At 39.0% G+C, this 25,952-nt stretch carries 22 protein-coding genes, 1 tRNA gene and 1 pseudogene; 12 read left to right on the top strand and 12 right to left on the bottom strand.

Features of this window, described 5'->3' with window-relative positions:
* The first annotated feature begins 181 nt into the window (after positions 1–181).
* Positions 182–955, top strand: coding sequence for a 4,5-DOPA-extradiol-dioxygenase (gene ygiD, locus MSBRM_RS12305; RefSeq protein WP_048116382.1), 774 nt, complete (start codon positions 182–184; stop codon positions 953–955).
* 387 nt (positions 956–1,342) lie between these two features.
* Here ygiD and MSBRM_RS12300 read toward each other — a convergent pair whose 3' ends face one another.
* Positions 1,343–2,791 carry a saccharopine dehydrogenase NADP-binding domain-containing protein gene (locus MSBRM_RS12300; protein WP_048116384.1) on the bottom strand — a complete coding sequence of 483 codons (1,449 nt, stop codon included), beginning with the start codon at positions 2,789–2,791 and terminating at the stop codon, positions 1,343–1,345.
* A gap of 760 nt (positions 2,792–3,551) precedes the next feature.
* On the opposite strand from MSBRM_RS12300, the gene MSBRM_RS12295 reads away from it, so the two are divergent.
* Entirely contained in the window at positions 3,552–3,836 is a 285-nt protein-coding gene (locus MSBRM_RS12295) for a threonine/serine exporter family protein (RefSeq protein WP_230668863.1), read from the top strand.
* A gap of 34 nt (positions 3,837–3,870) precedes the next feature.
* Here the strand turns inward: MSBRM_RS12295 and MSBRM_RS12290 are convergent, their stop codons facing one another.
* Complete coding sequence (locus MSBRM_RS12290) at positions 3,871–4,863, bottom strand: IS701 family transposase (RefSeq protein ID WP_048155834.1); 993 nt, start codon at positions 4,861–4,863, stop codon at positions 3,871–3,873.
* Positions 4,864–4,956: 93 nt separating this feature from the next.
* Here MSBRM_RS12290 and MSBRM_RS12285 point away from each other — a divergent pair, with 93 nt between their 5' ends.
* Both MSBRM_RS12285 and MSBRM_RS12280 read left to right on the top strand, forming a co-directional pair.
* The gene (locus tag MSBRM_RS12285; RefSeq protein ID WP_080943710.1) at positions 4,957–5,898 is read left to right on the top strand and encodes a threonine/serine exporter family protein; all 942 of its coding nucleotides are present in this window, start codon (positions 4,957–4,959) and stop codon (positions 5,896–5,898) included.
* Positions 5,899–6,444: 546 nt separating this feature from the next.
* Positions 6,445–6,786, top strand: coding sequence for a hypothetical protein (locus MSBRM_RS12280; protein ID WP_048116390.1), 342 nt, complete (start codon positions 6,445–6,447; stop codon positions 6,784–6,786).
* 108 nt (positions 6,787–6,894) lie between these two features.
* Here MSBRM_RS12280 and MSBRM_RS12275 read toward each other — a convergent pair.
* The 3 genes from MSBRM_RS12275 to purD all read right to left on the bottom strand — a co-directional run bounded on the left by MSBRM_RS12275 (position 6,895) and on the right by purD (position 9,738).
* A tRNA-Leu gene (locus MSBRM_RS12275) sits at positions 6,895–6,979 on the bottom strand.
* Positions 6,980–7,201: 222 nt separating this feature from the next.
* Complete coding sequence (gene argF, locus MSBRM_RS12270) at positions 7,202–8,110, bottom strand: ornithine carbamoyltransferase (RefSeq protein WP_048116393.1); 909 nt, start codon at positions 8,108–8,110, stop codon at positions 7,202–7,204.
* Positions 8,111–8,436: 326 nt separating this feature from the next.
* The gene (gene purD, locus MSBRM_RS12265; RefSeq protein ID WP_048155847.1) at positions 8,437–9,738 is read right to left on the bottom strand and encodes a phosphoribosylamine--glycine ligase; all 1,302 of its coding nucleotides are present in this window, start codon (positions 9,736–9,738) and stop codon (positions 8,437–8,439) included.
* Positions 9,739–10,294: 556 nt separating this feature from the next.
* On the opposite strand from purD, the gene MSBRM_RS12260 reads away from it, so the two are divergent.
* A complete protein-coding gene (locus tag MSBRM_RS12260) occupies positions 10,295–10,606 on the top strand; it encodes a carboxymuconolactone decarboxylase family protein (RefSeq protein WP_048155845.1) in 312 nt (103 codons plus the stop codon).
* A 36-nt stretch (positions 10,607–10,642) separates the two neighbouring features.
* On the opposite strand, the gene pyrE is transcribed toward MSBRM_RS12260, so the two are convergent.
* From pyrE to MSBRM_RS12225, 6 genes are all read right to left on the bottom strand, one after another.
* Positions 10,643–11,206 (bottom strand): orotate phosphoribosyltransferase, encoded by a 564-nt coding sequence (gene pyrE, locus MSBRM_RS12255; RefSeq protein WP_048116398.1) that lies wholly within the window; start codon positions 11,204–11,206, stop codon positions 10,643–10,645.
* Between the two features lie 89 nt (positions 11,207–11,295).
* Positions 11,296–11,823, bottom strand: coding sequence for a CDP-2,3-bis-(O-geranylgeranyl)-sn-glycerol synthase (locus MSBRM_RS12250; RefSeq protein WP_048116400.1), 528 nt, complete (start codon positions 11,821–11,823; stop codon positions 11,296–11,298).
* Positions 11,824–12,804: 981 nt separating this feature from the next.
* On the bottom strand, positions 12,805–12,939 hold the full coding sequence (locus tag MSBRM_RS21795; RefSeq protein WP_268989042.1) for a hypothetical protein: 135 nt from the start codon (positions 12,937–12,939) through the stop codon (positions 12,805–12,807).
* A 278-nt stretch (positions 12,940–13,217) separates the two neighbouring features.
* Positions 13,218–14,822 carry a glutamine hydrolyzing CTP synthase gene (pyrG, locus tag MSBRM_RS12235; protein ID WP_048116407.1) on the bottom strand — a complete coding sequence of 535 codons (1,605 nt, stop codon included), beginning with the start codon at positions 14,820–14,822 and terminating at the stop codon, positions 13,218–13,220.
* A gap of 763 nt (positions 14,823–15,585) precedes the next feature.
* Entirely contained in the window at positions 15,586–16,332 is a 747-nt protein-coding gene (locus tag MSBRM_RS12230) for a DUF7524 family protein (RefSeq protein ID WP_048116409.1), read from the bottom strand.
* Between the two features lie 14 nt (positions 16,333–16,346).
* On the bottom strand, positions 16,347–16,529 hold the full coding sequence (locus MSBRM_RS12225) for a methytransferase partner Trm112 (RefSeq protein ID WP_048155842.1): 183 nt from the start codon (positions 16,527–16,529) through the stop codon (positions 16,347–16,349).
* Positions 16,530–18,071: 1,542 nt separating this feature from the next.
* Between MSBRM_RS12225 and cooS the strand changes: the two genes are divergently transcribed.
* From cooS to MSBRM_RS20510, 7 genes and pseudogenes are all read left to right on the top strand, one after another.
* Positions 18,072–19,946 (top strand): anaerobic carbon-monoxide dehydrogenase catalytic subunit, encoded by a 1,875-nt coding sequence (gene cooS, locus MSBRM_RS12220; protein ID WP_048122652.1) that lies wholly within the window; start codon positions 18,072–18,074, stop codon positions 19,944–19,946.
* A gap of 13 nt (positions 19,947–19,959) precedes the next feature.
* Positions 19,960–20,469, top strand: coding sequence for a 4Fe-4S dicluster domain-containing protein (locus MSBRM_RS12215; protein ID WP_048116413.1), 510 nt, complete (start codon positions 19,960–19,962; stop codon positions 20,467–20,469).
* A 176-nt stretch (positions 20,470–20,645) separates the two neighbouring features.
* On the top strand, positions 20,646–21,101 hold the full coding sequence (locus MSBRM_RS12210) for a universal stress protein (protein WP_048116415.1): 456 nt from the start codon (positions 20,646–20,648) through the stop codon (positions 21,099–21,101).
* A 94-nt stretch (positions 21,102–21,195) separates the two neighbouring features.
* Entirely contained in the window at positions 21,196–22,134 is a 939-nt protein-coding gene (locus MSBRM_RS12205) for a nucleoside recognition domain-containing protein (protein ID WP_048155841.1), read from the top strand.
* Positions 22,135–22,148: 14 nt separating this feature from the next.
* Positions 22,149–22,331: a hypothetical protein gene (locus MSBRM_RS12200; RefSeq protein WP_048116419.1), complete on the top strand. Its 183-nt coding sequence runs from the start codon at positions 22,149–22,151 to the stop codon at positions 22,329–22,331.
* A gap of 748 nt (positions 22,332–23,079) precedes the next feature.
* The gene (locus tag MSBRM_RS12195) at positions 23,080–23,535 is read left to right on the top strand and encodes a universal stress protein (RefSeq protein WP_048157078.1); all 456 of its coding nucleotides are present in this window, start codon (positions 23,080–23,082) and stop codon (positions 23,533–23,535) included.
* A 158-nt stretch (positions 23,536–23,693) separates the two neighbouring features.
* Positions 23,694–23,927: pseudogene (locus MSBRM_RS20510) on the top strand (IS1182-like element ISMac20 family transposase); the annotation flags it as partial.
* A 270-nt stretch (positions 23,928–24,197) separates the two neighbouring features.
* Here the strand turns inward: MSBRM_RS20510 and MSBRM_RS12190 are convergent.
* The gene (locus MSBRM_RS12190) at positions 24,198–25,427 is read right to left on the bottom strand and encodes a clostripain-related cysteine peptidase (RefSeq protein ID WP_048116421.1); all 1,230 of its coding nucleotides are present in this window, start codon (positions 25,425–25,427) and stop codon (positions 24,198–24,200) included.
* Positions 25,428–25,952: the final 525 nt, after the last annotated feature.

The raw sequence follows: 25,952 nt of genomic DNA, 5'->3' as shown, positions 1-25,952 counted from the left end.
TGATTTTTATTCCTCTGGAATTTACTTGGTAAATAACAACTTCTATGGAGTAATCAATTGCGAGAGTGTCAAAACATAAAGTTTCAAAAAATAAATTCGAACTGAAACATTTTACCTTGAATTTTCACCTCAAATGCTTAGTCTTTCACAGTTAAGAGATAATTAAACCGGAGTTTAATGTATGGAAAAAATTATGCCTGTATTATTTGTGGGTCATGGTTCACCAATGAATGCCATAGAAGACAATGAGTTTACAAAAAATTGGGTAAATATTTCCAAAAAAATTCCAAAACCTAAAGCAATACTGGCCATATCTGCACACTATGAAAGAGAAGATACTAGCGTTACTTCAAACGAAATACTCAAAACAATTCACGATTTTTATGGGTTTCCTAAACAATTATATGATAAAAAATATGATTGTTCCGGTTCACAGGAACTTGTTCTTAATATAAAAAATCTAATTGAAGATGTTAATTTCGACTCTAATTGGGGCATTGATCATGGAGTATGGTGTGTACTTTCTAAGATGTATCCAAATGCTGAGATTCCTGTAGTTGAGCTGAGTATAAATCGAAAGCTCAGTATGCAACAGCATTATGAACTGGGAAAGAAACTCTATAATTTAAGAGAAGAAGAAATTCTTATTTTCTGTACTGGCAATGTCGTTCATAATCTTATGGTGGCAGATATATCCGAAAGTCCTTATAAATGGGCAATAAGTTTTGATGAGAAAGTGAAAAAGTTTGTCACAACCAGAGATGATCTTAAACTGGTAAATTACAAGTTAATTGGAGAAGACGCATTGTTATCTGTTAACTCCGCTGAACATTATATTCCTTTAATCTATTCTCTTGGCGCAACAAACAAAAATGAGACTGTCAGCTTTTTTTGTGAAAAGATAGTTTATGCAACTATTTCCATGCGGTGTATATTATTTGAGAATTTATCATAAAACTCGATATCTGCTTACTCAATCTTAATTAATTTTAACATCTGATATTTTCCTAGCAATTAAATCAGTTCTGATAAATACATACGCTAAATCTTAAAATTAAAAACAAAAAACTGTTAAAGTTGAAAAATCAAAAAAGTTTTAGTGCGAGATGTGCGATTCTAATAAATAAAAAAACAGTTAAAAAGCAGTGGGAACGCTAATTACAGGCCGAAAAGTTTTGACTGAAATTCTCCTAGCGTTCCTTTCTTTATCTTTCTAGTTTCTTTCTTTATCTTTCTATTATGATTTTTGTTCCTTCTGCTTGGTATTCAATGAAGAGGCACGGAAAAGAACTTTTCCTAGACAGACATAAGTCCTGCCCTTGAAGGGGTAGTTTACTTGAAATTAACCTACGAATTGAAAATTTTCGAATTGCCATGGATCAGGATTGTGTTTTACTGCCGGGCTTTCTTTGAAAAATATTTTGCGATTTTTAAGCGGCGTCCAGTCCGATGGTGTGGAAATAAACTTTCCAAGATACGGTCTGGCAATATCCAGGACAAAATCATGAGGCAAGTCCTCAGGTGTTTTAATGCCTTCTCGCGGATTTTCAAGCATCCAGAGAATAGCTGCAACAATGCCTGCTGCTACCTGAAGAGTTGTAGCGTTCTGACCGGGAGCAAGGGATCTGGTCTCCTCAATGCTCAATGCACTTCCAGTCCACCAGGAATTATAAGAATGGCCCATTAAGAGTGCTCCCATTATATCCTCGCCAGATGTGATTTCATTTGTCATAATCCGAAGTCTCGGTTGAAGTTCATAATTTCGGCCTCGCAGTTCGCAGAGAGAGGAAAGCGTATCATGACAGGGCATATAAGCATAATGCACGGTAGGACGATAGACCGGTTTGTCGTCTTCCCAAACAGTTAACAGTTTTGAAAGGCCATATGATTCGCCATGACGGATCGCCATACCTACAATTTCTTCATCCGGTATCCACGATCTGACCCATGTATTAATGCCCATCTGAGGCAAGAGAATCACATTTTTCGGTCCGTATGGAGGTATATGCGCCAGGGGCGGTAATTTGCTCTCATGCGTTCCCCAGGCTATTTCAACCGGAGCAGTTCCTTCTTCCCTTAATCCTTCAATGCTCCATGTTCCGACAAATTCATTAACTTCCTTTGCCCTGTTTGCGACTTGAGTATCCCGTTCGCTACAGTGGATCACTTTTACTCCCAATTTCTTAGCGAGGTGGGCAAAGTCCCTGTTTTTTGCAAGAAGGGTAATTTCCTGTTCATCTTCGGGAGAGACTTTCTTATCAGCACAGGTGCTGGCGGCAATATCCAGCAAGCCTTGCTTTACGAAGTGAGTTATCAGACCAGGATTTGCGCCATGGTCAACAACAGCAGTTGGCGCATCTTTCCAATCACGGGAAAGTTCAAGCAATCTCATTTGCCTTATGTAAAGCGATTTTTCCAATAGGCTTTGAGTCAAAAATTTTTCAGCAGGGTCCCATACTTCAACAGACGTGTTAACGTACAATACATTGTGATCATGACACCACTTAATGATTTCATTGGCATCGATATTCCACGAAAGGTCAATGATCAAGCCTTCATTTTCCATATATCGTGACAAAACCTGACTCAAATTTTTTGGGGTAATTTTTTCACAGACAAATCTTAATCCCTGATTTGTATATTTTTTTAGGGCTTTTGATTTATCTTCAAAATCAATTAAGGTAATATTTTCTAACGGAACATCAAGTTTATCCATTAAAAGGGGTAGGGTGCATTGTGAAACTGATCCATAACCTATAATGAGAATTTTATTGGAAAATGTTTTTTTCATAGGATTCGTAAACGCGAGGCTTGAATATAACTTTTCTTATATACTTTTTATAATAATTCAATTTGATCTCTCCCAAAATCTGGGCCATTGGCTGAGAGATTTTTAATAAAACAGATCGAGTGTATATATAAATAAGTTAATATAAATAAGTTAACATAAATAAGTTAACATAAATATATCTCTATAAATTAACAATATAAATAAGTCAATATGAATAAGTCAAGTTCCAAATTCAAAATATATAATAATGTGATGACAGTGAATGCCACATTACTCAGTATTTGTCAAAAATATGTGCTTTTCCAGATGACGTTTTTGGGAAAAATTCAAGTAATTCTTACTTTAGAGCGTTTGGTTAAAATTGAATAACATCGTTTTTTGGTATCTGATACTTCTATATTTGCTTTTACCTTCCGCATAAAAATCCAATATATCCAAGCTAGATTAAAAATGTATCCAAGCTAGATTAAAAATCGATAGCGTGAAAACATTAATTGTCTCAAACACTAACTCGGTCACAAAGCCTACTATGCTTGATTTGTACTTCAAGTATGGGGTGACTGGCATATCAGCACGTCCATCTGTATGGAAGAGATCATTCGGATATTTCTCATGGCTTCGCGAAGAAGCGGGGAATGCGTTATATACCGAAAATTCAAAGTGAATATATTCAAGAATTGATAAAATGGTTCCACATACTGATTCATCTCATATAAACTCTTTAACTATTTCTGATGAGGGGGAGATACCTCACCAACTTTTGAAATTCCTCACAGAGCTTTCCAGAGCTCTGACTACTGCAGGAATTGCGGTAATGTCCATAGAGTCAATTTTGAAAAAAATATGTCAGGCTTATGGTTTCAAAGCTGAGGAGGTTATTAGTTTACCTACTTTTTTAATCATAAAGATTGCAAATAGCGATTCAAAGGCTCTGGAAGTCACCCTGCAGAAACCCGGAGTACTTCCTTTAGACCAGGTTTCAAGATTATATGAGTTGATCAACCAGGCAGAAAATGCTGATAGGAGTTACGCAGTTGGCTCCTAGCATATTGTTTTTTCCAAACTTTCAAATATTTGAATTAATTTAACGTGTATTGGGGATTCCTTAAGTATTCTGTCACTGCCACTCTTCTAATTTTCATAGCACTTTCAAACCAGGATATTCCACTTTTGATTCTTTGTAATTCCAGTCTAAGAAAAGCTCTTAATGAGAACATTATATGTGCTCTTTGTGATTCTTCCTTTCTTGCCTGACATTTTTCGACACCACAGAACTGTTTTATTCCCCTATGATATTCCTCAATTTTCCATGACTTCTTTGCCAAATCTTCACGTTTTGCTTCATCCATCTCTTGCACATCTGTAACCCAGTGTTGCGTGTCTCCATTTTTTGAAACTATCCTAAACACCTTTACAAATCCATATGCTTTGAGGTGAACCACACGTCCTTTTGGAGGAATATCTACTGTTTCAAGTGGCACATTTCCCTTGTTGTCAGGATTTACCAAACGATTATTTTTCAATCTTGTAAGGAAATGCCACTCTTTCTGTCTAATGGCTTTAAGGTTTTTCACACTTGCATACCATGTATCAAATAAAACGAATTTGGGATTAAAACCACGTTCTTCGGCCTTGTCAAGCATATCACGGAAATGGTCATTCTTTGTTTTGTCGTCTACATCGATGTTATAAATTCGAAAATCGATAGGTATAACGGTTGTACCGTCAGTCCAAACTAAGGTAACCAGGCCTATTCCCTTTACAGTACGATGATGTTTTCCACTCCACATACGACGAACAAAAGCAATTTCTTCTGCGTATGGTTTATCTAATGTTGAATCATCAACAATTAGGTATCCTCCCTTAAGCTTGACATAACTTTTTACTTCCTCCCATAGTGCTTCCGTGTCTGGAGGTTGCCTTTGAAGGCAACGAGTAAAAGCATCATGAGAAGGAGCATTAGCTATGTCTGGATAACATCTAGCAGCTTCAGTACAGCTAAAAACGTTAGAAGCCGCAATGAGAAAATTAATGTAGTCAATGTCGGTACACTTAGGTGGATTTATGTCCATAACTCCGTACGTTTTTAGAGAAACACTAAGCCATAAGTATATTTATAAAGATATCAAGTTTTCGGCATTTTAACTGCGTAAGTCCTAGCTGAAATAACGCCTGAACAGGGAATAAGGCGTATTAATGAAATAATAAATGTTAAGCGCCAACATAATTATATTAAAAATATTTTAGGTTACGCACTGTTTTCCACAGGCCTGGGAATGCTCTTTCTACCAACCTTTAATGGGTTATTTTTTTGTGGAGCATTAGGAGCCATAGCTGGACTTATACTGGCTTATTCCAAGGATAAAACAAGACTTACTCTGGTTCTGCCTGTTCTAACGGCCTTTATCGTTTCCACGATATTCTTTCTCGGTATTAAACAGGGAATTATAAACGGGTCTCTAACCATAATGGTCCCTGCACTTGCTTACTTCATTCCCGGAGCAGTTCTGTCTACGGGAATGTTCGAACTGGCAGCAAACAATCTGGTATCTGGTGCAGCTCGCCTGGTTCAGGGAGTTGTAATACTGCTACTTCTCTTATTTGGAGTGATAATAGGCCTCCAGGTTGTAGGTTTGCCCGAAGATTACATAATAGCCAACACGGCAACTCCTTTGTATTGGTGGGCTCCCTATATTGGGGTTCTTATTTTCACCTTTGGGATGTACCTCTTGATGTGCATAAGAAACAAGGACATGTTAGGGGTTTTAATTGTATTGTTAGCCACTTTTTTTGGACAGCAAGCAGGAAACTACTTTTTGGGGGGACTTTTTGGAGCTTTCACGGGTTCCATCATCATGACAATGCTAGGAACTTTTCTGGAACGATCCAAACTTAGAACACCGTATTATGTGTCTATAATACCTGCATTCTGGGTCCTGGTTCCAGGATCACTTGGGTTTCTCAGCTTAGCTGCATTAGTGGGACAGAACTATTCCTCTTCCATTGCCAGTTTGATCCAGGTAGCTCTGACCTTTGTGGCGATCTCCACGGGGCTGTTAATCGGTGCTGCGATTGCTGATCCATTAACAATCGGGTCATCTCCCTAAGTTATTGAACAGAAACTTTGAGCTTTAATGATTCTTTCAAATGTGGGGCCGAATACAGTGACAGAAAAAGATAATCTGGCTCAAGTCGGCTTAAAATCACAAAAAAGTATCTATAAAATTTTTAGTGCGAGAGGTGCGATTCGAACGCACGAATTCCTATGAAACTGGACTCTGAACCTGGCGCCTTTGATTAAGTTCTTTTCCTGGCTCCATAAAAAGCAAGTGAATTAGAATAACTGAAAAAATAACTGAAGAGAATTTATCGATTAAAAAGTCTGGGTGGGATTCTAACCAATGATATTCTGTGACCCTTAGCTAAAACACACATTAAAAGTTCTGTCACTAAAATTCTAAAAAAAAACAAATAGTTTTAAAACTTTATACTTTGTGGGATATGACGATTCGGCAGGTATCAAGCCCCTTCATATAGAAGGCGGGCATGTTTTACCTGCTTTTTCTCAAACATTGTTTTAATCCATTATGGAAGAGACTCGGGAATTAATATCGCATACCCCATAGCTTAGTGAGTTGAACTGAGGGGGGAATATGGAGAGATACGAAAGGTTCAAAGCATGGGCTCAACAGAACCCAAATCTTTTATTATTTCTGTCACTTGGATTTACGAATGGACTTATTGTCTTTGTAGGCGCGGTTTTTGGAATTCTTGCAGGAATTGCAGAAACTGAATTACTAGACGAATTCTCTGCAATGATTCTCTCATTGCTCATTTGGTTTACAATAATGCTTCCAATTTCTGATTGGGCACTGGAAATAAAGGGAAGAAGCAAATGGTGGTTATTACTCTTAATCTCATGGATTGGAGTACTTATTCTGATATTGATTAAAAACAACAATGCCAAAGAAAACATTGTCAGTAATAGATCTTAAAATCCATATTTTTGTTCCAAAACTTTTCCTCCAAGCTTCTTGCCGTGATTCAAAAAAGTAAAAAATTAGATCACTTATGCAAAAATAAGAGCTAATAAAAAAGTTTAGTGCGAGAGGTGCGATTCGAACGCACGAATTCCTACGAAACCAGGCTCTGAACCTGGCGCCTTTGACCTGGCTGGGCAACTCTCGCACGATGTAGCTTATGTTGCAGGAGCAATAGTAGTGCTCTTTGTTCTTATACTTTTTCCTTGAAAGCCTGTTCAGAAGGCGAAATTCACCGGGACTCTTATAAGAATTTCCTTTTTCTAAAATAGGTTTTAAGTAATTTTTAAACTGAAACTTAAAACCACAAAAGCCAAATGATCCACGATTATTTATTGGTATATAAAATAGGTTGGAATTGATGAAATTTTCATCTCATCAATTTCAGGATAAGGGCTTTTTGCGCATGCAGACGGTTTTCAGCCTCTTCAAAAATTACGGAATTCGGGCCGTCCATAACTTCATCCGTAATCTCAAGGCCTCTACGGGCTGGCAGGCAGTGCATAACTATTACGTCCGGTTTTGCAACTCCAAGGAGTTCGGTATTGACCTGGAAAGCAGCAAAGTCCTTCAGGCGTTTCTCCTGTTCGGCTTCATCACCCATGGAAACCCAGACATCCGTATAAATGATATCCGCATCTTTTACGGCAACCTTCGGGTCATCCGTAACTGTAAACTTACCTCCGAGGGCTTTTGCCTTTTCAAGGAACTCGGGCTTAGGTTCATATCCTTTCGGGCAGGCAACTGCGAATTCCATTCCCACAATCGCCGAGCCTAGCAGGGCTGAATTACAGACGTTGTTTCCGTCTCCTACCCAGGCGAACTTCAGGTCTTCGAATTTGTCCTTGTACTCCATTATGGTCATGAAATCGCCAAGTATCTGACAGGGGTGCTCCATGTCCGAAAGCGCATTAATCACGGGTATGGTTGAGTATTTGGCCAATTTCTCTACGGTCTCGTGGCTCATAACTCTGGCCATGATTCCGTGAAGGTAGCCTGAGAGGGTTCTGGCAGTGTCCTCAATGGTTTCGCCTCTCCCTATCTGGATATCTCTGGAATTCAGGTAAAGGGAATGTCCTCCGAAATCGGTCATTGCAACCTCAAAGGAAACCCTGGTTCTTGTGGAAGCTTTCTCAAAAATCATTCCCAGGCTTTTGTTCTTCAGGTACTCTGTAGGTTCTCCAGCTTTGCGTTTTTCTTTCAGGTCCATGGCCGATTCGAGGAGTTCATAAATCTCTTCTTTGGACAGGTCAGTTATCGAAAGTACATCCTTCTTCATCACTTCAACCCCGACTTACTCTAGCTGAATTTACTTCATTCAAGCTGAATTTATTTCATTCAAGCTGAATTTACTTCATTCAAGCTGAATTTCTTCATTCAAGCTGAGTTTCTCTTTTTTAACCGAAATTACTTCATTCTGGTTGAATTTTAGTTTATACTACTGCATAGTACTTATTTGCACGCTGTACTTTTGCAGAACATTTCAGGTAGTTAGCCTTATTTTCGGCAATTAGCCTTACTTTCAGCAGTTAGCCTTATTTTCGGCAATTAGCCTTACTTTCAGCAGTTAGCCTTACTTTCAGCAGTTAGCCTTATTTTCGGCAATTAGCCTCTAAGTTCTTTCATATGGTCAATTCTCTTCTGGATAAGAGCGGCAGTCCCAATGTCTTTCCGGAAAAATAGCTTGCCGTGGAGATTTTCAAGGGCATTCTGGGCAATTTTTTCGGCTGCAGTTATAGTTTCAGCAATCCCAATAACTGCAATTGCGCGGGAGCTGGTTGTGTAAACTTTTCCTTCTTTTTCGTAGACACTGGCATAATAAATGGACGCATCCCCTATGTTTCCTACAGTTACTTCGCTGTCTTTTTCAGGATTTTCTGGATAACCGGCAGGAACTGCATATTTACAGACAGTTGCTTTCTTGCTAAAGCTTACAGGCAAATTTCCAAGAGTCCCTTTAACCACTGCAGACATGATATCCACGAAGTCTGTTTCAAGGAGAGAGATCACATTCATTGCTTCGGGGTCACCGAATCGAGCATTGAATTCCACTACCTTGGGACCGCTGGCTGTAAGAATGAACTGCCCATAGAGAACACCCTGATATCCGGTCCCGGTTTCCTCAGAAAGCGCCTTTACGGTATCCTTCATAATCTTCTTTGCTTTCTCAAGGTCTTCAGGGAGCATAAAAGGCAGGATTTCTCCGGCATCAGTGTATGAACCCATACCGCCTGTATTGGGTCCGAGATCTCCTTCATAGGCTCTTTTGTGGTCCTGCACTGCAGGGAAGAAAACAAGGCTTTTTCCGTCTACAAAGGCCTGAAGCGTAAACTCCTCTCCTATAAAGCGTTCCTCAATGACTACAGGCCCTTTCTCAAGCAGCTCACTTGTGTAGGCTTTGGCGGCTTCTAGGTCAGGGAGCTGGTCTCCCATAACTTTTACGCCTTTGCCTCCTGTCAGACCTGAGGGCTTGACTGCCACGTCGCCCAGTTTTTCTATAAAATCGTGCGCAGGTTTTTCCTCTGTGAAAACTTCATATGCAGGGCAGCCTTTGATTTCATATTTTTTCATGAAATTTCTTGCCCAGGCCTTGTCAAATTCTATAGTTGCACAGGCTTTTTTAGGCCCTACAACCGGAATTCCTGCTTTCCAGAGGGCATCTGCAACTCCTGCTGCAAGAGGGGCTTCAGGGCCTACAAAAGCCATTTCGATGTTTCTGGCTTTTGCGTACTCAACAACTTTTTCAACTTCAGTTTCTTTCTCAAGGAAAAAGTCCTCACAGAGGGAAGCAATTCCGGGATTTTTTTTCGCCATTAACGCATAAAGAGAGGGATTATGCTTGCTTTTCTTGATTCCCTCGGCGATTGCGTGTTCCCTTCCGCCTCCGCCGATAAGCAAAATTTTCATTTTTATTCTCCTGGTTTTAAAAAGATTCCTGTTATGTTCAAGTATAAGTATGGTTTCAATATGTACTGATAATAAGGTCAAATAGATGAGATGAGAAAAAGGTAATGAATTTCCAGTCCTCAAAACCTTTCAATACTGCTTTATGCAGCTGTCTCTTTTTATTGACAATTTATTGATGATTTGTTACCAAATAATTTTAATTAGGAATATGCTGAAGGACTTCCTAGTTCTCTATTTCTTCTAATAAATATCTTCTCATTGTCAGGCTTTAAACTTAACTAAAAATCTTTCATTTTAAGGCTTGTTTTAATTTTTGCTCCATATTTTTCAATGTTTTCAGCGTTTTCAATGTTTTCAGCATTTTCAATGTTTTCAGCATTTTCAATGTTTTCAGCATTTTCAATGTTTTCAGCGTTTTCAGTGATCTAAACTCTTTTCTCTGAACCGGATATTCTAGGTTTTCTCAGCGGGGAGAAAAACTCTTATTTTTTCCCTGACGAAAAACCTACTTTTTATAAAGTAAAACATAATTAGACTATTTCAGGAGATGAAAACTATGAGTCAAAATCCATATGAAATCTTCCAAACAGAATGTCCTGAGGTCGCAGCACGTTTTAACGACCTTATTGGAGCACAGAAAGCACTGAAAGGTCTTGATGCTAAAACAAAGCAGTTGATCAACATAGCCATTCAGACTGCGAATCGAAACCCACGGGGTGTACAGATGCATGCAATGATGGCAAAGAACGAGGGTGCAACCCGCGAAGAAATTGTTGCTGCAGTGGTATTGAACCTTCATCACTCCGGTTTTGCTAAAGTTCTGGAGTGCCTTCCTGCAGCAATTGATGGGTTTGAAGGCAAAATCTGAAAAGCTTTAGATGCAGGATGTGTCTTCACACTTTCCTTACTTTAAGAGATCGCTTGCACTTACAAGAGGTACAAGTTCCGTACCTGCTTCTTTTAAATTTTCTATTGCTCCTTCTTCCCTGTCCACAACACTGATTACATATTTGACGCTTGCTCCGGTTTCCCTGACAACCTCAATTGCGTTCCTGACCGAGCCTCCACTTGTTGTTACGTCTTCGAGCATTACAAGCCTATCTTCCGGTCTAATATCACCTACAAACCTGCTCTTTGTACCGTAGTCCTTTATAGCTTTCCTGACAATAAGCAGAGGAAGATCGGTTTCCATAGAAACTGCAGTTGCCAGTGGCACACCTCCAAGTTCCACTCCTGCTATTATGTTCACATCCATCTGTTTTATCCTGAATGCTGCCTGACGTGCTATAAGTTTCAGGGTTTTAGGGTCAGTACTGGCCTTTTTGATATCTATATAATATTTGCTTTTCTTTCCCGAGGCAAGTGTGAAATTTCCGTAGCGTACGGCTCCGCAGGCCTTGAGGGCTGCGATCAGCTCCTGTTTCTGATTCTCAATGTTATTTCCTGTTTCTAAATTTGTTTTGCTCATTCTCTCACCGTATTTGCAGCCTTATTAGCGCTATAAGTGCTTTATTAAAGTTCTTCCTACACTGATTCTTATGAATTTCCGGTGTAATTTCACCAGGGTTCTTTCTTTACACCTATAAGGTATCCGATTATATTTGTTGTAAGATGGAGCAGAGGCGTTATTATAATAATGGTAAGCATGATCCCGTGAGTAAAATTGCTCACAAACCACTCAGGGGCTACAAGGTATGTAAATACCCAGGCCCCCACCACAAAGTCAAGCTGGTCTACCAGAGGAAGAGATGCTCCTCTTTTCAAGCCCATCCTGCGCTTGAAAAAGCTCTTGAACATATCTCCGAACAGAGCGCCGGAGGAGAGGGCGAGCACAACTATCAAAGCGCTTTTGTAATCCGGGCCAAAGGCAGGCATTTCGATCCCCATAATCTCAAATCCTCTGGAACTCAGCCAGATCTCAATACATCCTGCAATAAACCCGCAAAATATGCCTGAAAAGAGTCCTCTATAAGTCTTTCCGTCTCCAAGGATCCTTCTTCCGTCCTTATATGTCCTGCCCCAGTCAATTGGCTTTCCGCCACCGAAAACAGCTGCAAATGGGTTGGGAAGGTATGCTGGAAGCATCAACCAGAATGCTTTAATTATCAGCTCAATCGTGGTATCAACTCTTTATGTCAACTTTATCTTTTTCTTAAAACGAACTTAACTTTCTGGATATTACTGGACTCTTTACTCTCATTCATAATTTGTCCGTAGAACATACCAATAACCTGTGCTCGCTGCTTTACCTGCTTTTTTATATTCAACGACCAAAATTTCTTCATCAATCTAAATTGAAATGTTACCACGGAAAGCACGGAAAACATAGAATAAAGGAAATGGGAACACAATTCTTCCGTAATTTCCGCGCTTTCCATGCTTTCCGTGGTTATAAAGTGATGCAAATACTTAATGTCAGGGTATAATTAAGTGCGGTTAAACATTGACTTATTAACTGCAGTTAAACATTGACTTGAAAATGAAATTAAGTAATTGAATTCTATGTTGGGCTTGAACAAGAGCTCAATGTGCTTAAGTAATGGGCTTATGTAATTATTGACTCTATTTAATTGTACTTATTTTATTAAGGAGCCTATCCCAAAAGCCATTTCGTTCTTAATCATCAAGAATTTTCAGGATTGTTTTCATGATCAGAAACTTGATTGATTGTTCGGAATACAGGATTCAGAGAAGCAATTTTGAGTTTTGGGATCAGCTCAAGTTTAAGTCTTAAATTACAGATGGGGATTATGCTTCGTTTTTCCCCTCCGGTTTTAATTTTTCCCTGGGATTTATTGTTTTTTGATAATTCCCTATTTATAATAAAATATGCTTAATCAACACGTTTTTTGTAGAGAATAAAAGTCACAAAAAGGCGATAAAAACTGGGTAAGAAGAAAGATAAATGACGATGAAATTACAGGGTAGAAAGGTGTCCAGGACGAGAAAAAAGGTATTTAGCAATACTTCCTGTACAGTTTAAATTTAAAAATTGGTGTTGATCGGGGGTGAATAATCCCCGGATCTTTTTACACGCTATCTAGAAAAGAAAAACTTCTAAAGAAATTATTTTTTCCTCTTTTCCTTTGCAAGCTTCTTCTTTGCGTCCTTGCTACCTGCAGAAGCCTGTTTTTCCAGCTCCTCAAGCTTTTCTCTCTTAGCGCTTTTCTTCTTCTCCAGATCTTTTTTAGACATTGCCATAATATGTACCTTCATAGGTTTTGGTGAAGTTGCGATATCTGTACAGGCACTATTTATGTAAGATGCCTCAATAGATGTCGCATAATCTACCTTTTTCAATTTTAAAAGTATTTATCAGTTTCCAGCCAAATAAATATTTTTAACAAAGTGTTAAGTTAGATTAAAGGCTTGAATTTTCCTTAGACAATTAAAATATTCATAAAAAAGGAATTAAAGGTGATGAATCACATAAAATAACTTTTACCTACTTTATCATCCTTCTCTTCCCTTCCTGTACTTTATCGTCCTTCTCTTTCCTTTCTGTATTTGCACATTGCCGCGACGAGACCATTGAATGGAGGAGACGGTCTTCCAGGCCGTGATCTAAACTCAGGATGGAACTGGGAACCAAAGAAGAAACGCTTGCCAGGAATCTCGGCAATTTCCATCCTGTTCTTGTTTTTACCGGAAAAGACAATGCCATAAGACTCAAGCCTGTCAACAAACTCCGGGTTAACCTCATACCTATGGCGGTGGCGTTCAACAATGTAATTGGTCCCGTAGATTTTAGCGGCAATAGAGCCTTCTGTAAGGATGGCTTCATAGTCCCCAAGGCGCATGGTTCCGCCCATTTCTGCAACACTGGTCTGCTCAGGCAGGAGATCAATCACAGGGTAAGGGGTATCTTCATCAAATTCCGTACTGTTTGCTCCTTTGAGTTTAGCCACATTTCTGGCAAATTCGATGACTGCAAGCTGCATGCCCAGGCAGATTCCAAGGAACGGAATATCGTTTTCCCTGGCGAATTTAATTGCCGTCATCTTGCCTTCTGTGCCTCGCCCACCAAAACCGCCCGGAATAAGAATCCCATCATACTGTATTAGCTTCTCAACCTCGGCTGGATTTTCTTCCAGAATTTCGGCTTCAACCATATTGACTTCAACTCTGCATCCGTTGTCAATTCCTCCATGCTTGACAGCTTCAAGGATGCTGAGGTAAGAGTCCTCAAGATTGGTATATTTTCCAACAATTGCAAGTTTAACCGTGTTGGTTGTAGAGTGCATCCTTGCAACCATCTCTTTCCATGCACCGTTTTCGACATTGGACTCAAGTTGCAGGTGTTTCATGAGCTGGGTGGTTAATCCCTGCTCTTCTATCTCAAGAGGCACTTCATAAATATCATTGGCGTCATGAGCGCTGATAACCAGTTCCTGTGGCACATCACAAAAGAGGGCAATTTTCTCTTTGGCGCTTTCCTGAAGAGGTGACTTTGATCTTACAACGATTACTTCAGGACTGAGCCCAAGGGCACGAAGTTCCTTTACGGAGTGCTGGGAAGGCTTGGTTTTTTGCTCTCCCTGAAGGTCTTCCATAGCCAGGGTGACATGAATAAATGCGACATTTTCGGAAGGTTCTTCTCTGTGCATCTGGCGTACAGCTTCGAGGAAAGGCATGCTTTCAATGTCCCCAACAGTCCCTCCGATTTCAATAAGACATATATCGGCTCCACTCCGAGCAGCGACCTTCCTGATCCTGCTTTTGATTTCGTTTGTGACATGGGGAATGATCTGAACTGTTTTTCCCAGGTAGTCTCCTCTCCTCTCTTTGGAAATTACTTCTAAGTAGACCTTGCCTGTGGTAAGGTTATGGTCCCTTGTAAGTTCAGTATCAAGGAACCGCTCGTAATTCCCAAGATCCAGGTCCACTTCACCTCCGTCCTTGAGCACAAAAACTTCCCCATGCTGGTAGGGGCTCATGGTGCCTGCATCAATATTGATGTAAGGGTCGATCTTGATAGCCGTAACTTTATAACCTTTGTTTTTAAGGTTTCTGCCAATGGATGCGATGGTAATGCCTTTCCCAAGCCCGCTCATCACCCCACCGGTAACTATTATATACTTCATGGATAAGCTTCCTCACTAGGTTTTCCTAATAGTAGTTTCAGACTGCTAAAGGATATTATACGGAGTTAGACAGGAAATAATTAAATTAGTAATGTATAAGAAATCTGTCATTAATCCTCTGGTACGAACACAATACCAATATCTTCATGATATAAAAATTACTCTCAACTTCTAAAAATGAACAGACTCAAATAAGAAGTGAAAGTAAGAGAATAGACCCAAATGAAATAGAATTCTTTAAGTAATAGCTAAAGTGCCGGCGGACTGAAAAGCCTGGAGTGAAGGAAAATAAGATACAGAAAAGTACAATTTTCTTGTTTTCAGGTTATTCTGCAATTATAAATATTTATGAATGCCCATAATGGATTGTTCCATGATTTTCTCAGTTTTGAACAAGATGAAGTCTTACTTATGCTCCTGAAGTGAATTTTCACCTCGGGTTAAAAAGTTAATTTCAGTTCTAAATCTGAAGTTAATTTCAGTTCTAAATCTGAAGTTAATTTCAGTTCTAAATCTGAAGTTAATCTCAGTTCTAAATCTAAAGTTAACCTCAGTTATGAACCTGAAAATCGACTCTCAGTTATAAACCTGAAATGAGTTCTGACTTATGAACCTGAAAATCGACTCTCAGTTATAAACCTGAAATGAGTTCTGACTTATGAACCTGAAAATCGACTCTCAGTTATGAATCGGAAATGAATTGAGTGGATGTCAGGTTCAAAATATATAAACTCGGGTTTAAACTGTAGTTCTCCTAAAGGGTTTAGATCTCTTCTGCAATTTTCAGCAGAATATATATCATACAGGTCACAAAAAGTATTGAAAACAAAACCGACTGGGCAAAGCCAACTTTAAACTGCAGGCTCGATGGCAATATAAAGTAGAGGAAGAATAAGCATACAAGTAGTAAAAAGCCTCCAAAAGCGATATTCATAGGAAGTTTTTCATTTTCACTTATATTTTTGGGAATCTTTCTTCCCGTGGCTGAAAAATTTCCTGTAAAGCTTCTGTGGATAAAAGATGAAAACCCGTCAACTCCGCTTCCTGATTTTGGGTGAGAGAGCATCTTTACAGGTAGTGTAGCTGAGGATCTTTGAGAACTCAATTCTTCGTCTTGATTTCCTGCATGGTGATCATCTTCGGAGTGTTCCTGCGGCTTTGGATCGATTTTTCCAAGCTGGACTGGAAAACCTTTCTTTCTTGAGCCGTAACCCGCCGTGATATATATCTGTCCTTTTGTAAGCACCCTGCCTTCTTGCGGGATTCTTGCAACTACAGAAACGTATTCTTTCTGAAGCACATATGGGTTATCCCTCCGAAAAATGATCTGACCTTTTAATTCGTCACTTACTGAAAAGTGAATATGCGTAGGGGACCCGTAGTTTGTGATCAGGATCTCGAAGGTTTCTTCTCCGCCGGGAGATAGTGAAATCTCAACACTTTCCTTTTCAAACTCAATTGAGTTTATCTCTTGTCGGTTGATAATAACATTCTGGAATGTCTGCTGCAAGTTTAACCCTCACATCAGTTTCTAAGGTCAGGAGGAAGTAAGTTTGGGATTCCCTCATCAATGGGATAGTGCTCGTTGCATACAGGGCAGTAGAGGGTTCCGGATATGACCTCTTCTTCATTTTCTTCGACAACGTTCAAAACCAGGTCGCCCTTACATATAGGGCAGGCCAGAATATCCATAAGATTTTTTTTCACCAAAATTCACCGTTAAAGTCGCTTTTCCTATAGGAGGAGACAAAGTTTAATATGTAGTAAGGAAAGCTGATTGTTTTTAATCCTTGCTTTTTGTTCTGCGGATATGAACTTTATCCCGTTACTTAACCGTATTCAATTCATACTCCTATTTTAATGTAATCTATATATTTACAGGCACTTATGATTTGAAGCTTGTCCACTCTATCGAATGTTATTCTTTATATAAGCTAATATCAAAAATAATATTTTATTAATGTTATAAATACATATTATAATACTTTTACTTGGGTAACGGTATTCAAAATGACTTTTAAGACTTTCTTAAATTTTATGTGAATTCCACTAGAGAATTACAAGTTTCAATCCATTGACTCTATAATACTCTCTATTTATAATATATCAAATATTTTGTAATGAATTTGTACTGTTTGATTTCTAAGTTTAAACTGGGATAGTAAAAATAAGTTTAGAGAGCTTTCCATATAGATCTTTTTAGAATAAAGCAATCTATTTTTATATTATATGGTACTTTTGCTTAATTTTTTATCTTACAAACATAATTTATTTATATTATAAATCGGAAATATGATTCCGTAATTCTATGGCAAAAAAAATGAATAAAACTTAGGATAGAGGAGAACCAATTGATGAATAAAAAACAGAGAAGAAGCTTTCAAAGCAAATACTTCACAAGGATTTTTATCGGAAATGGCATGCTTTTAACTTCTGATAAAACCTATTAAACAGATCGGGGTTATTTGTGCAACATTAATCTAAGCCTAAAAATAAATTGGAAAAATGGTACATATCAAAAATTTGTTAATAAGCGACCTTTAGACAGCCTCCAAAACTTCTCTACCCAACTTACTACACAACAGTAGAAACACAACTTACTACCCAACTTACTACCCAACTTACTACACAACAGTGAAACACAACTTCTCTACACAACTTGAAAATAATGAAACCACAATATAAGGTATAAAATGGAATACAGACTCGATGAAGTCAAGAGAGATTACATCGAGTCTAGAAAATAAATGGGATAGGAATAAACACAGAAAGAGTGCACTAGCCTCTAAGTAGTCCACAAACATATCGCCAATTCTCAAAGATCTTCAAAGATTTGAACAAATGTCTAAGTTAATTTCAAACTAAGTTAATTTCAAAACTCAATTCATTGTTCAAAATTAGAGATTCAGGGTGTCAATTTTGGTTTTAGGGTGAGCTCTATCTAAATACAACTGCAGATTTTTTTAAAAAAGTTTATAAAACAATAAAATTTGATTATCCTGAAGAATTTTTCCAAATTAACCAGTTTTAAGATTATATAGGGCTGGAACTCAAAAATAAAAAAGCAGCCAGATAAAGTTGCTTTTGGATCACAGATTTAGGGACTAATTCTTCAAATCAGGGAGTTTGAAGTGAAGTTTCGGTGGTTCCAGAAGGAATCGAGAAACAAACACGTATTTTGAATAAAATGCACAACCAATGAAAATGCTTGCAGATGGCAGCATTTTCATACTAAATGTGGGATATGAGATGAAGACGGAAATAGATGAGAAAAGCATTGACCTTGCAAGCCAGAAAATTCTTCAGAAGGCTGAAGAAGAAGGCATTGAAACCGCCTGGGATAGATATGAAAAACAACTTCCTCAGTGCAGTTTCGGGCAGCTAGGAGTTTGCTGTCGGAATTGCAATATGGGTCCATGCAGGATAGATCCCTTCGGAGAGGGAGCTCAAAAGGGAATTTGTGGTGCTACTGCAGACATCATAGTTGCAAGGAATTTCCTTAGAATGATTGCCGCAGGTGCAGCAGCTCATTCCGACCATGCAAGAGACGCTGTTCTTACCTTTAAGAAAATGAGTGAAGGAGAAGCTGGAAGTTACAGAATAAAAGATGAAGCAAAACTGCTATCTCTTGCCTCGGAATATGGAATTCCCTCTGATGGAAAAAGCCTGGAGGAAATTGCAGCCAACCTTGCCGATGTACTGCTTCAGGAATTCGGAAAACAGGACGGACATCTCCAGTGTACCAAAAGAGTTCCTAAATCAAGGCTCAAGCTCTGGGCCGAGCTTGGAATAGAGCCCAGGGGAATTGACCGGGAAATCGTGGAATGCATGCACAGGACTCATATAGGTGTGGACAATGATGCGGTTCATATCCTGCTGCAAGGATTGCGTACAGGGATTTCCGATGGCTGGGGAGGCTCGATGATAGCCACCGATGTCCAGGACATACTTTTCGGAACTCCGCAGCCTAGAAAAAGCACCGTTAATCTGGGGGTGCTGTCCAGAGATAAAGTAAATGTAATTGTCCACGGGCACGAGCCTATTCTCTCAGAAATGATCGTGGAAGCTGCAGAAGACCCCGAACTCCTTAAACTTGCAGAGGAAAAGGGTGCAGCAGGCATCAACGTTATAGGAATATGCTGTACTGGTAACGAGACCCTGATGCGTCACGGGATTCCCATAGCAGGAAATTTCCTTCAGCAGGAACTGGCAGTAATTACAGGCGCTGTGGAAGCTATGGTTGTTGATGTCCAGTGTATCATGCCCTCGCTTGGAGAACTTACAGGCTGCTACCACACAAAGTTTATATCCACATCTCCAAAGGCCGATTTTCCCAACACCGTAAGAATGGAATTCCATGAGGACAGAGCTTATGAAACTGCAAAAGAAATCGTAAGGACTGCTGTCGAAAACTTCCCTAACAGGATTCCGGAAAAGGTTACTATACCTGAAGAGAAGCAGGAGTGCATGGCAGGCTTCAGTGCCGAAGCTATTCTCAATGCTCTTGGAGGAAGCCCTGACCCTCTCATTGAGGCGATAACAGGCGGGGCAGTTCGAGGAATTGGGGCTGTTGTCGGCTGCAATAACGTAAAAATAAAGCACAACTACGGCCATGTCAACCTCGTTAAAGAACTGATCAAAAACAATGTGCTTGTGGTCACAACCGGCTGCAATGCAATTGCCTGCGCCGAAGCAGGGCTTCTTCTGCCGGAAGCCTCCGAAATGGCAGGCGATGGGTTAAAAGCTGTCTGTAAGGCTCTGGGCATACCCCCTGTCCTGCACATGGGTTCCTGTGTTGATATCAGCCGTATCCTTGTGCTTGCATCCGCGATTGCAAATCGCCTGGGTGTGGACATAAGTGATCTTCCAGCAGCAGGAGCAGCTCCCGAATGGATGAGCGAAAAGGCAGTTAGTATCGGGGCTTATGTAGTTTCATCCGGTGTATTTACCGTGCTCGGGACTATTCCGGCTGTTCTTGGAAGTCAGGCTGTTACGTCCCTTCTGACAGGAGGCTTGAACGACGTAGTCAGAGCAAGCTTTGCGGTTGAGCCTGATCCCCTTAAAGCTGCAGACCTGATGCTTGAGCATATTGACGAAAAAAGAAAGGCTCTAGGCTTGAACTAAGAGATGATTTATAATGAAGGATTTAATGATTCGTCCCGAACGATGTATGGGCTGCCGTTCATGTGAGACTGCATGTGCCATTGCACATTCAGAGAGCAAAAGCCTCTTTTTGGCTATAGGAGAAAAGCCGGCTCCGAAAAAACGTATCAATCTGGAGCCTGTCCCTGACCTTGGAGTTTCTCTTCCCATTACCTGCCGTCACTGTAAGGATGCTCCCTGTGTTTCGGTTTGCCCTACAAAAGCTATCTATCAGGATGAAAACGCCAGCATGATAAGCTATGACCCGAATCTTTGCGTAGACTGCTGGACCTGTTCTACAGTATGTTCACGTTTTACTCCTTTATATCATATGATTCTTGTTATGGGCTGCTGGACCAGTTCCATGAATCACAATCGTAAGGTAATCAGCAGGCAAGCTGAAGCAGGAATAAAGTGTGATCTCTGCGAGGGTAGAGATATGCCTGCATGCGTTGAAGCCTGCCCTACACATGCTCTTGTTTTTGCCGAGGTAAACGAAGTTTAAAGAAAAGTTACTTTAGCTGAACTGCTGTAGAACTTGCAAATAAATAAAATCTGGATGACGCACTCGGTTTCAAGCAATTTTCCGATCTGCGCCATCGATTCTTTCCTGAATGATACTTTATAAAGGATTATGTCATATCAACAAATATAAATTCAAAAGAAAATGGGGAGTCAGGTATGACTAACAGTTTTTACAGGAAGATAATGGTTGCGACCGATGGTTCGGAATCTGTTAGAAAAGCGGTCGAAACAGCAGTTGAAATCGCAAAGATAAGCGGTGCAAAACTATATGTTGTGTACGTGATTGCTTCTGAAGGGTTTTCGATAACCTATCCGAAGAACGTTGGATGGGAAAAGGCCATTCTTGAATACTTCAAGGCTGAAGGCAAGGAGGCCACTTCTTATGTCGAAACCGCTGGGAAAGCTGCAAATGTTGAGGTTGAATCCGTAATCCTGCAAGGAATTCCTGCAAATGAGCTTGTCGATTTTGCAGAAAGAAACAATATTGACCTTATTGTCATGGGCACACTCGGAAGGACCGGAATTGAGAGGTTTTTGCTCGGGAGCGTGGCCGAAAATGTGGTAAGGCACTCAAAAAAACCGGTGCTTGTCGTACGGGGAGAAACTGTTTAAAAGGTCAGATAAACATAAATTTAAAATTTTTCCGGAACTGAGTTCCATACCTTTTCTGGATATATTGATTACTTTTCTATGGAACTAACTAACAATGATAGGTCTTTTCATCAAAGTACTTGATTTTGCGTTTCCAGTACTTGTAATGATTTTTGTGGGGCTTGTGGGTACAAGCGTACTTGTAGAACTCGGCCTGATGCAGAAATTTTCCAGGCTTGTAAGTCCTATCTTTGCCTACACTAACCTGCCTGATACCTGCGCTTCAGCTTTCCTGGTGTCAATAGGGTCTACGGTAGCTGCAAATAGCATGCTTTCCCAGGCAAAAAAAGAGAATTGTCTGGAAAATCGAGAGGTCTTACTCTGTGCGATGATGAATTCTACGCCTGTTTATTTTCGGGAACTTTTTACTTATCAGATTCCAATAGTTCTGCCCGCACTTGGCCTTGTGGTAGGGGGATTTTATTCTATTGTATTCGTAGTTACAGCAGTGTTCAAAATCTTGGTAATTGCAATTGCAAGCAAACTGTTCCTTAAAGGCAACTCCTGCAAAATCCCTGAATCGCAAAATAGAGAGAAAATCTCCTTGAAAAGTGCGATTATCCGGGCTTTCAGAAAAGAGTTCAGGATTTTTTTAAAAATTGCAGGAGTTTATATTATTGCAACTACCATTATTTTTGTACTTCAGGAACAGGGGTTTTTTGGAATTTTCAGTGTGCTTCCCCTTGCTAAACTTTTTAAAATTCCTCCAGAGTCGATTGTCCCGCTGACAAGCTATGTGGCTAGTCCAATCCTAGGAATCTCGCTTCTGGGCCCTATGATTCACTCAGGAGAAATTACAAACATACAGGCAATGATTGTTCTCATGCTTGGCAGTATGTTCATGCTCCCTATTTTCGCTCTCCGAAGCCAGCTTCCAAGAAAAATAGCAATTTTCGGGACTCAATTGGGTCTTCAGATTGTCATATACTCAATGGCAATAAGCGTGTTTGTAAGGCTTGCAATCCTGCTAGTACTTTTAAGTATCGCTCCATAATTTAGGGGCTATCAATGGGAGCCAGCGGTGCAAGAGTGCATCAGTACGGAATATCAGTGCAAGGGCGCATCAGTACGGAAGCTATCGATGAGGGAGTAGTGGTACAGAAGATAACGGTGAAGGAATTGTTTGGAGGATATTTATCTAAAATGCATGTTCAAAAATTGAAGAGGAAGTTCTCACAGAAAAGAAATTAAAAAAATAACTAAAAATTACTTGCATATACTTAAGAAAAATATAAAAAATATGTTTGTGAACGGGGTTTTTTGGAGGAGGTTAAAATATGTTGGATATAATTATTGTCAATAATATTTGATTTGAGCTTACCCGTTCACCAACCTCCTTGTGAGGATTAAACCATATATAAGCGTTCTGGTATGCAAAAAAAGAATTCCTTTTTGTGTCAGAATGGTCGAGAATAAATTCAACTTCGAGGACTTTTTGTCCCTATATAGCTAATATACTGAATTAAAACAGTAAAATAATATTAAAACAATATTATTTTTTGTTGCATATCAGGGATGAGGGAATCTAATTAGTAAATAATAACACTTAATGAAAAAGTAATTTATATATGACTCTCTATATCAGTATTGGGAGATGTATTTTCCCATCAGGTGTGAATAAACAGGCTCTTTGTCATTCCCTGTGGATAAGATGATTTTCAATTCGAGACCGCATTGGTTTTTATGAAGACATTACGAGGATATCCACACAAAACAACGAAGAGCCAAAAACATACAAATGTCTGCACAAGAGAGATTTCCAAAGATGTAATAGAAAGCTCCGGAATAAGAGTTGTACAATGTAGTGTAAAAATTGTAGTATAAAAATTGTAGTGTAAAAATTGTAGTATAAAAATTGTAGTGTAAAAATTGTAGTGTAAAAATTGTAACGTAAAAATCGTAATATAAAAATATGGAGCTTTAATTGGGGGATTTTAATTTGGAAGACAAAAGTTACGACAAAATAATGATTGCAACCGACGGTTCGAAACAGGTAGAAAAGGCAATTGAGGCAGCACTTCAGCTTGCTAAGATTACTGGAGCAAGACTCTACTCCGTATACGTAATTGCTTCAGCGGGCTATACTCCGAGAAATTTCGGGTGGGAGGAGTCACTGAGAGAAATTCTCGAGGCTGAAGCGAAAAAAGCCGTTACTTTTGTTGAAGAGGCGGGAAAAGTTTCAGGTGTTAAGGTCGAACCGGTAATTCTTGAAGGGCATCCTGCAGACAGAATTATGAAATTTGCAGAACAGGAAGATATGGATCTTATAGTTATGGGTACACTTGGAAGAACCGGGCTTAATAGGTTCCTGCTTGGAAGCATAGCCGAAAATGTAGTAAGGCATTCAAAAACACCTGTGATGGTCGTAAAAGGTGAAGCCGAAAACGAAAATTGAAAAATGATAAAAGCCATAAACTTTCATTTGTTTTAGGGCGGCTATCCCACCCTAAACAGGTTGTCCGACAATAATCTTCGGTAATTAACCTTTGTTAATAAGAGTTTCCTGTTCAACTAATATATTACTTATTTTATACTGATCTATTGATCTTATTTGTGGTATTCATCAAATCTTCTAAAAATCAAGTATGGACTTTACCTCCAAGATATTTGGGATCTTATTCCTTCAGATCACATTTCTATTTGGTTGAGTTTTTTATAGATGAGATGAATTTTAGTTAATTTTAAATTAGGTCTAATGGTTCTGGACATCCTTCATATTATCTATGTATAATGTTAAGGTTTTGCTTCAATCCATGTAAGATTTTGCTTCAATCCATGCTTGAGAGGGGATATTGGTGATCATCTGCGCTCCTGATGTAATTAAATTTCATGCGTCTTCGGTTAAGTAAGGATTTGTGATAAATTGCGTCAATGTCCTCAACATTAATCAAATATTTTAATAAACTATGAGCTGGAACCTGGTACCTATTTCATGTAAATAGGCTAAAATTTAAGGCTGACTTCGAATGCAAAATCGATAGCTTTCAGGTAAGAAAATTCCGTAACCGATGACCAATAAATTAAATTTTTAATTTTTCCCGATCATTACTTGTGATATTAATCGTGGTATTTTTGAAGCATAAGTGGCCAACTTTTGCAGTTTTTCGCAAATTCTAAGTCTGCATAATATTCCGAAACGGGAAGAAGTGGTGGAATTAAATAAATTGATGCTCCACAACATTGGTCATAGCCATTTCCAAGATGCGATTCTGCAATAATGAATTTTTCCGAATTAGGTTCAAATTCAGTGATAACTTTTTGTATCGCCTGATTTAGATTATCGTCCTGAATTAAACCTGATAATACCTTGCAAAAATGGGACACATCCCATAGAGTGTAGGTGCAAAAGCTCTTCGATTTGTTTTGAGCTCTCTGCATATTATTAATTACATCAGGCATCTTATCAATCAATGCTTTAGCCAGCGAATCTAAACTCTTTGTGGTATCTTTAACTCTTGAAAGGTCGAAAGCCGACTGAGTCACATTAGATCGACCCCATTTTTTGTAAGTTTCTGTATAAACCTTCACAATCTCACAACAAATATCTGGCGTTGCAATCTCCGGATTTTTGGACAGCATGTCAAGTATGGCTTCGTATGGCCATCCTTCATTAGGCTCATTTGCCTCAGATGCAACAATATATTTTACGTATGGTGCTGCTTGATAAGCCACTTCGAAGTTACTCATAAGGCAAGCATCCATACCCAGAATATCCAATGTTTGTCCAATTATTTCTTTTGCATAAGCAAGGACTTTGCCTAGCTCTATTGTGTCTAGAGAATGGCCTGATCCATCATCGATACAGATCTCCCTCAATTCCGGTAAGTCCAAATTAAGGATATTACTGATAGTCGTATTGAATAAGGTTCTCTTTAATTCTGACGCTGATAAAAAATTCGCTTCACGTACATTCCAATTCCTGGTCCTCTCATATCTGGCGAGCCTGTCAAAATCACCAGGTTTCCATCCCCCACCATGATTCCACAAAATTAATGCGTAGCGTTCGGCTGGATAATGTTTACAAGACCAGGCTATGAAATTCTCGAGAACAAGCGGATCTCCAGAGTCGGTTTTTCCTAAACATTCAACCTTCTCGTTGATACCCCCACGTTGAATATAGAAACGCCTGGTGCCTTCAATACCCGCATTATCAAATTGGACTAAAACATTAACTTCAGAGCTCGAACCGACTTGTCTCATCTCTTTTAGATCTTCATCACCAGCCGTTGATAAATTATTATCACCGGCCATATAAACCATGTACGTCCATTTGGCTTTCGTTTGCATTATCTTCACCTTTTTATTTAAAAGCTTAATCTATAAACTCAAAATTTTTTCTTTGAATCAAGTATTCTGAGTAATATTCTGAGTGATCAAAGTTAAAATTCGGAAAATAATCTCCCACTTAATTCCCCATTCAAAACAATACAGAGCCGTATACAGAACCGTATTTTTACTGATTGTATTTTTTACCTGTAAAAACGATGGTTTTTAATAATTATTATATATAATTAAAAACATATAATTACTAGAGAATCTGTATTTAGGACTTATAATCACAATTGCATGTAACCTGTATTGGCAGGCAGATATTAAAATATGAAAATTAATTGCTAATGATGTTTTTGAAACTATAGCTGTATCTCACATGTTCATAAGATCACATATGTCCCAAACATGAGTTCATATAAAAGTGGACCTGTGTATGACATGTTAGAAACAAGTTAGTTATGTGGCAAAACAGATTCGAAAGGAGATATTCAAAAGGAGATACTCGAAAGGAGATAAGCCAAAAATACAAAGTTATTGTTC

Origin of the sequence: Methanosarcina barkeri MS (assembly GCF_000970025.1) — an archaeon.
Classification (GTDB): domain Archaea; phylum Halobacteriota; class Methanosarcinia; order Methanosarcinales; family Methanosarcinaceae; genus Methanosarcina; species Methanosarcina barkeri.
The sequence above is the reverse complement of the archived record's forward strand: the minus strand, read 5'-3'. Positions and strand labels throughout refer to the sequence as shown.

What these genes read in the sequence shown, in the direction of transcription:
- ygiD (WP_048116382.1), top strand. Translation starts at nt 182, where the DNA reads ATGGAAAAAATTATGCCTGTATTATTTGTGGGTCATGGTTCACCAATG.
- MSBRM_RS12300 (WP_048116384.1), bottom strand. Translation starts at nt 2,791, where the DNA reads ATGAAAAAAACATTTTCCAATAAAATTCTCATTATAGGTTATGGATCA.
- MSBRM_RS12290 (WP_048155834.1), bottom strand. Translation starts at nt 4,863, where the DNA reads ATGGACATAAATCCACCTAAGTGTACCGACATTGACTACATTAATTTT.
- MSBRM_RS12280 (WP_048116390.1), top strand. Translation starts at nt 6,445, where the DNA reads ATGGAGAGATACGAAAGGTTCAAAGCATGGGCTCAACAGAACCCAAAT.
- argF (WP_048116393.1), bottom strand. Translation starts at nt 8,110, where the DNA reads ATGAAGAAGGATGTACTTTCGATAACTGACCTGTCCAAAGAAGAGATT.
- purD (WP_048155847.1), bottom strand. Translation starts at nt 9,738, where the DNA reads ATGAAAATTTTGCTTATCGGCGGAGGCGGAAGGGAACACGCAATCGCC.
- MSBRM_RS12260 (WP_048155845.1), top strand. Translation starts at nt 10,295, where the DNA reads ATGAGTCAAAATCCATATGAAATCTTCCAAACAGAATGTCCTGAGGTC.
- pyrE (WP_048116398.1), bottom strand. Translation starts at nt 11,206, where the DNA reads ATGAGCAAAACAAATTTAGAAACAGGAAATAACATTGAGAATCAGAAA.
- MSBRM_RS12250 (WP_048116400.1), bottom strand. Translation starts at nt 11,823, where the DNA reads ATGCTTCCAGCATACCTTCCCAACCCATTTGCAGCTGTTTTCGGTGGC.
- MSBRM_RS21795 (WP_268989042.1), bottom strand. Translation starts at nt 12,939, where the DNA reads ATGGCAATGTCTAAAAAAGATCTGGAGAAGAAGAAAAGCGCTAAGAGA.
- pyrG (WP_048116407.1), bottom strand. Translation starts at nt 14,822, where the DNA reads ATGAAGTATATAATAGTTACCGGTGGGGTGATGAGCGGGCTTGGGAAA.
- cooS (WP_048122652.1), top strand. Translation starts at nt 18,072, where the DNA reads ATGAAGACGGAAATAGATGAGAAAAGCATTGACCTTGCAAGCCAGAAA.
- MSBRM_RS12215 (WP_048116413.1), top strand. Translation starts at nt 19,960, where the DNA reads ATGAAGGATTTAATGATTCGTCCCGAACGATGTATGGGCTGCCGTTCA.
- MSBRM_RS12210 (WP_048116415.1), top strand. Translation starts at nt 20,646, where the DNA reads ATGACTAACAGTTTTTACAGGAAGATAATGGTTGCGACCGATGGTTCG.
- MSBRM_RS12205 (WP_048155841.1), top strand. Translation starts at nt 21,196, where the DNA reads ATGATAGGTCTTTTCATCAAAGTACTTGATTTTGCGTTTCCAGTACTT.
- MSBRM_RS12200 (WP_048116419.1), top strand. Translation starts at nt 22,149, where the DNA reads ATGGGAGCCAGCGGTGCAAGAGTGCATCAGTACGGAATATCAGTGCAA.
- MSBRM_RS12190 (WP_048116421.1), bottom strand. Translation starts at nt 25,427, where the DNA reads ATGCAAACGAAAGCCAAATGGACGTACATGGTTTATATGGCCGGTGAT.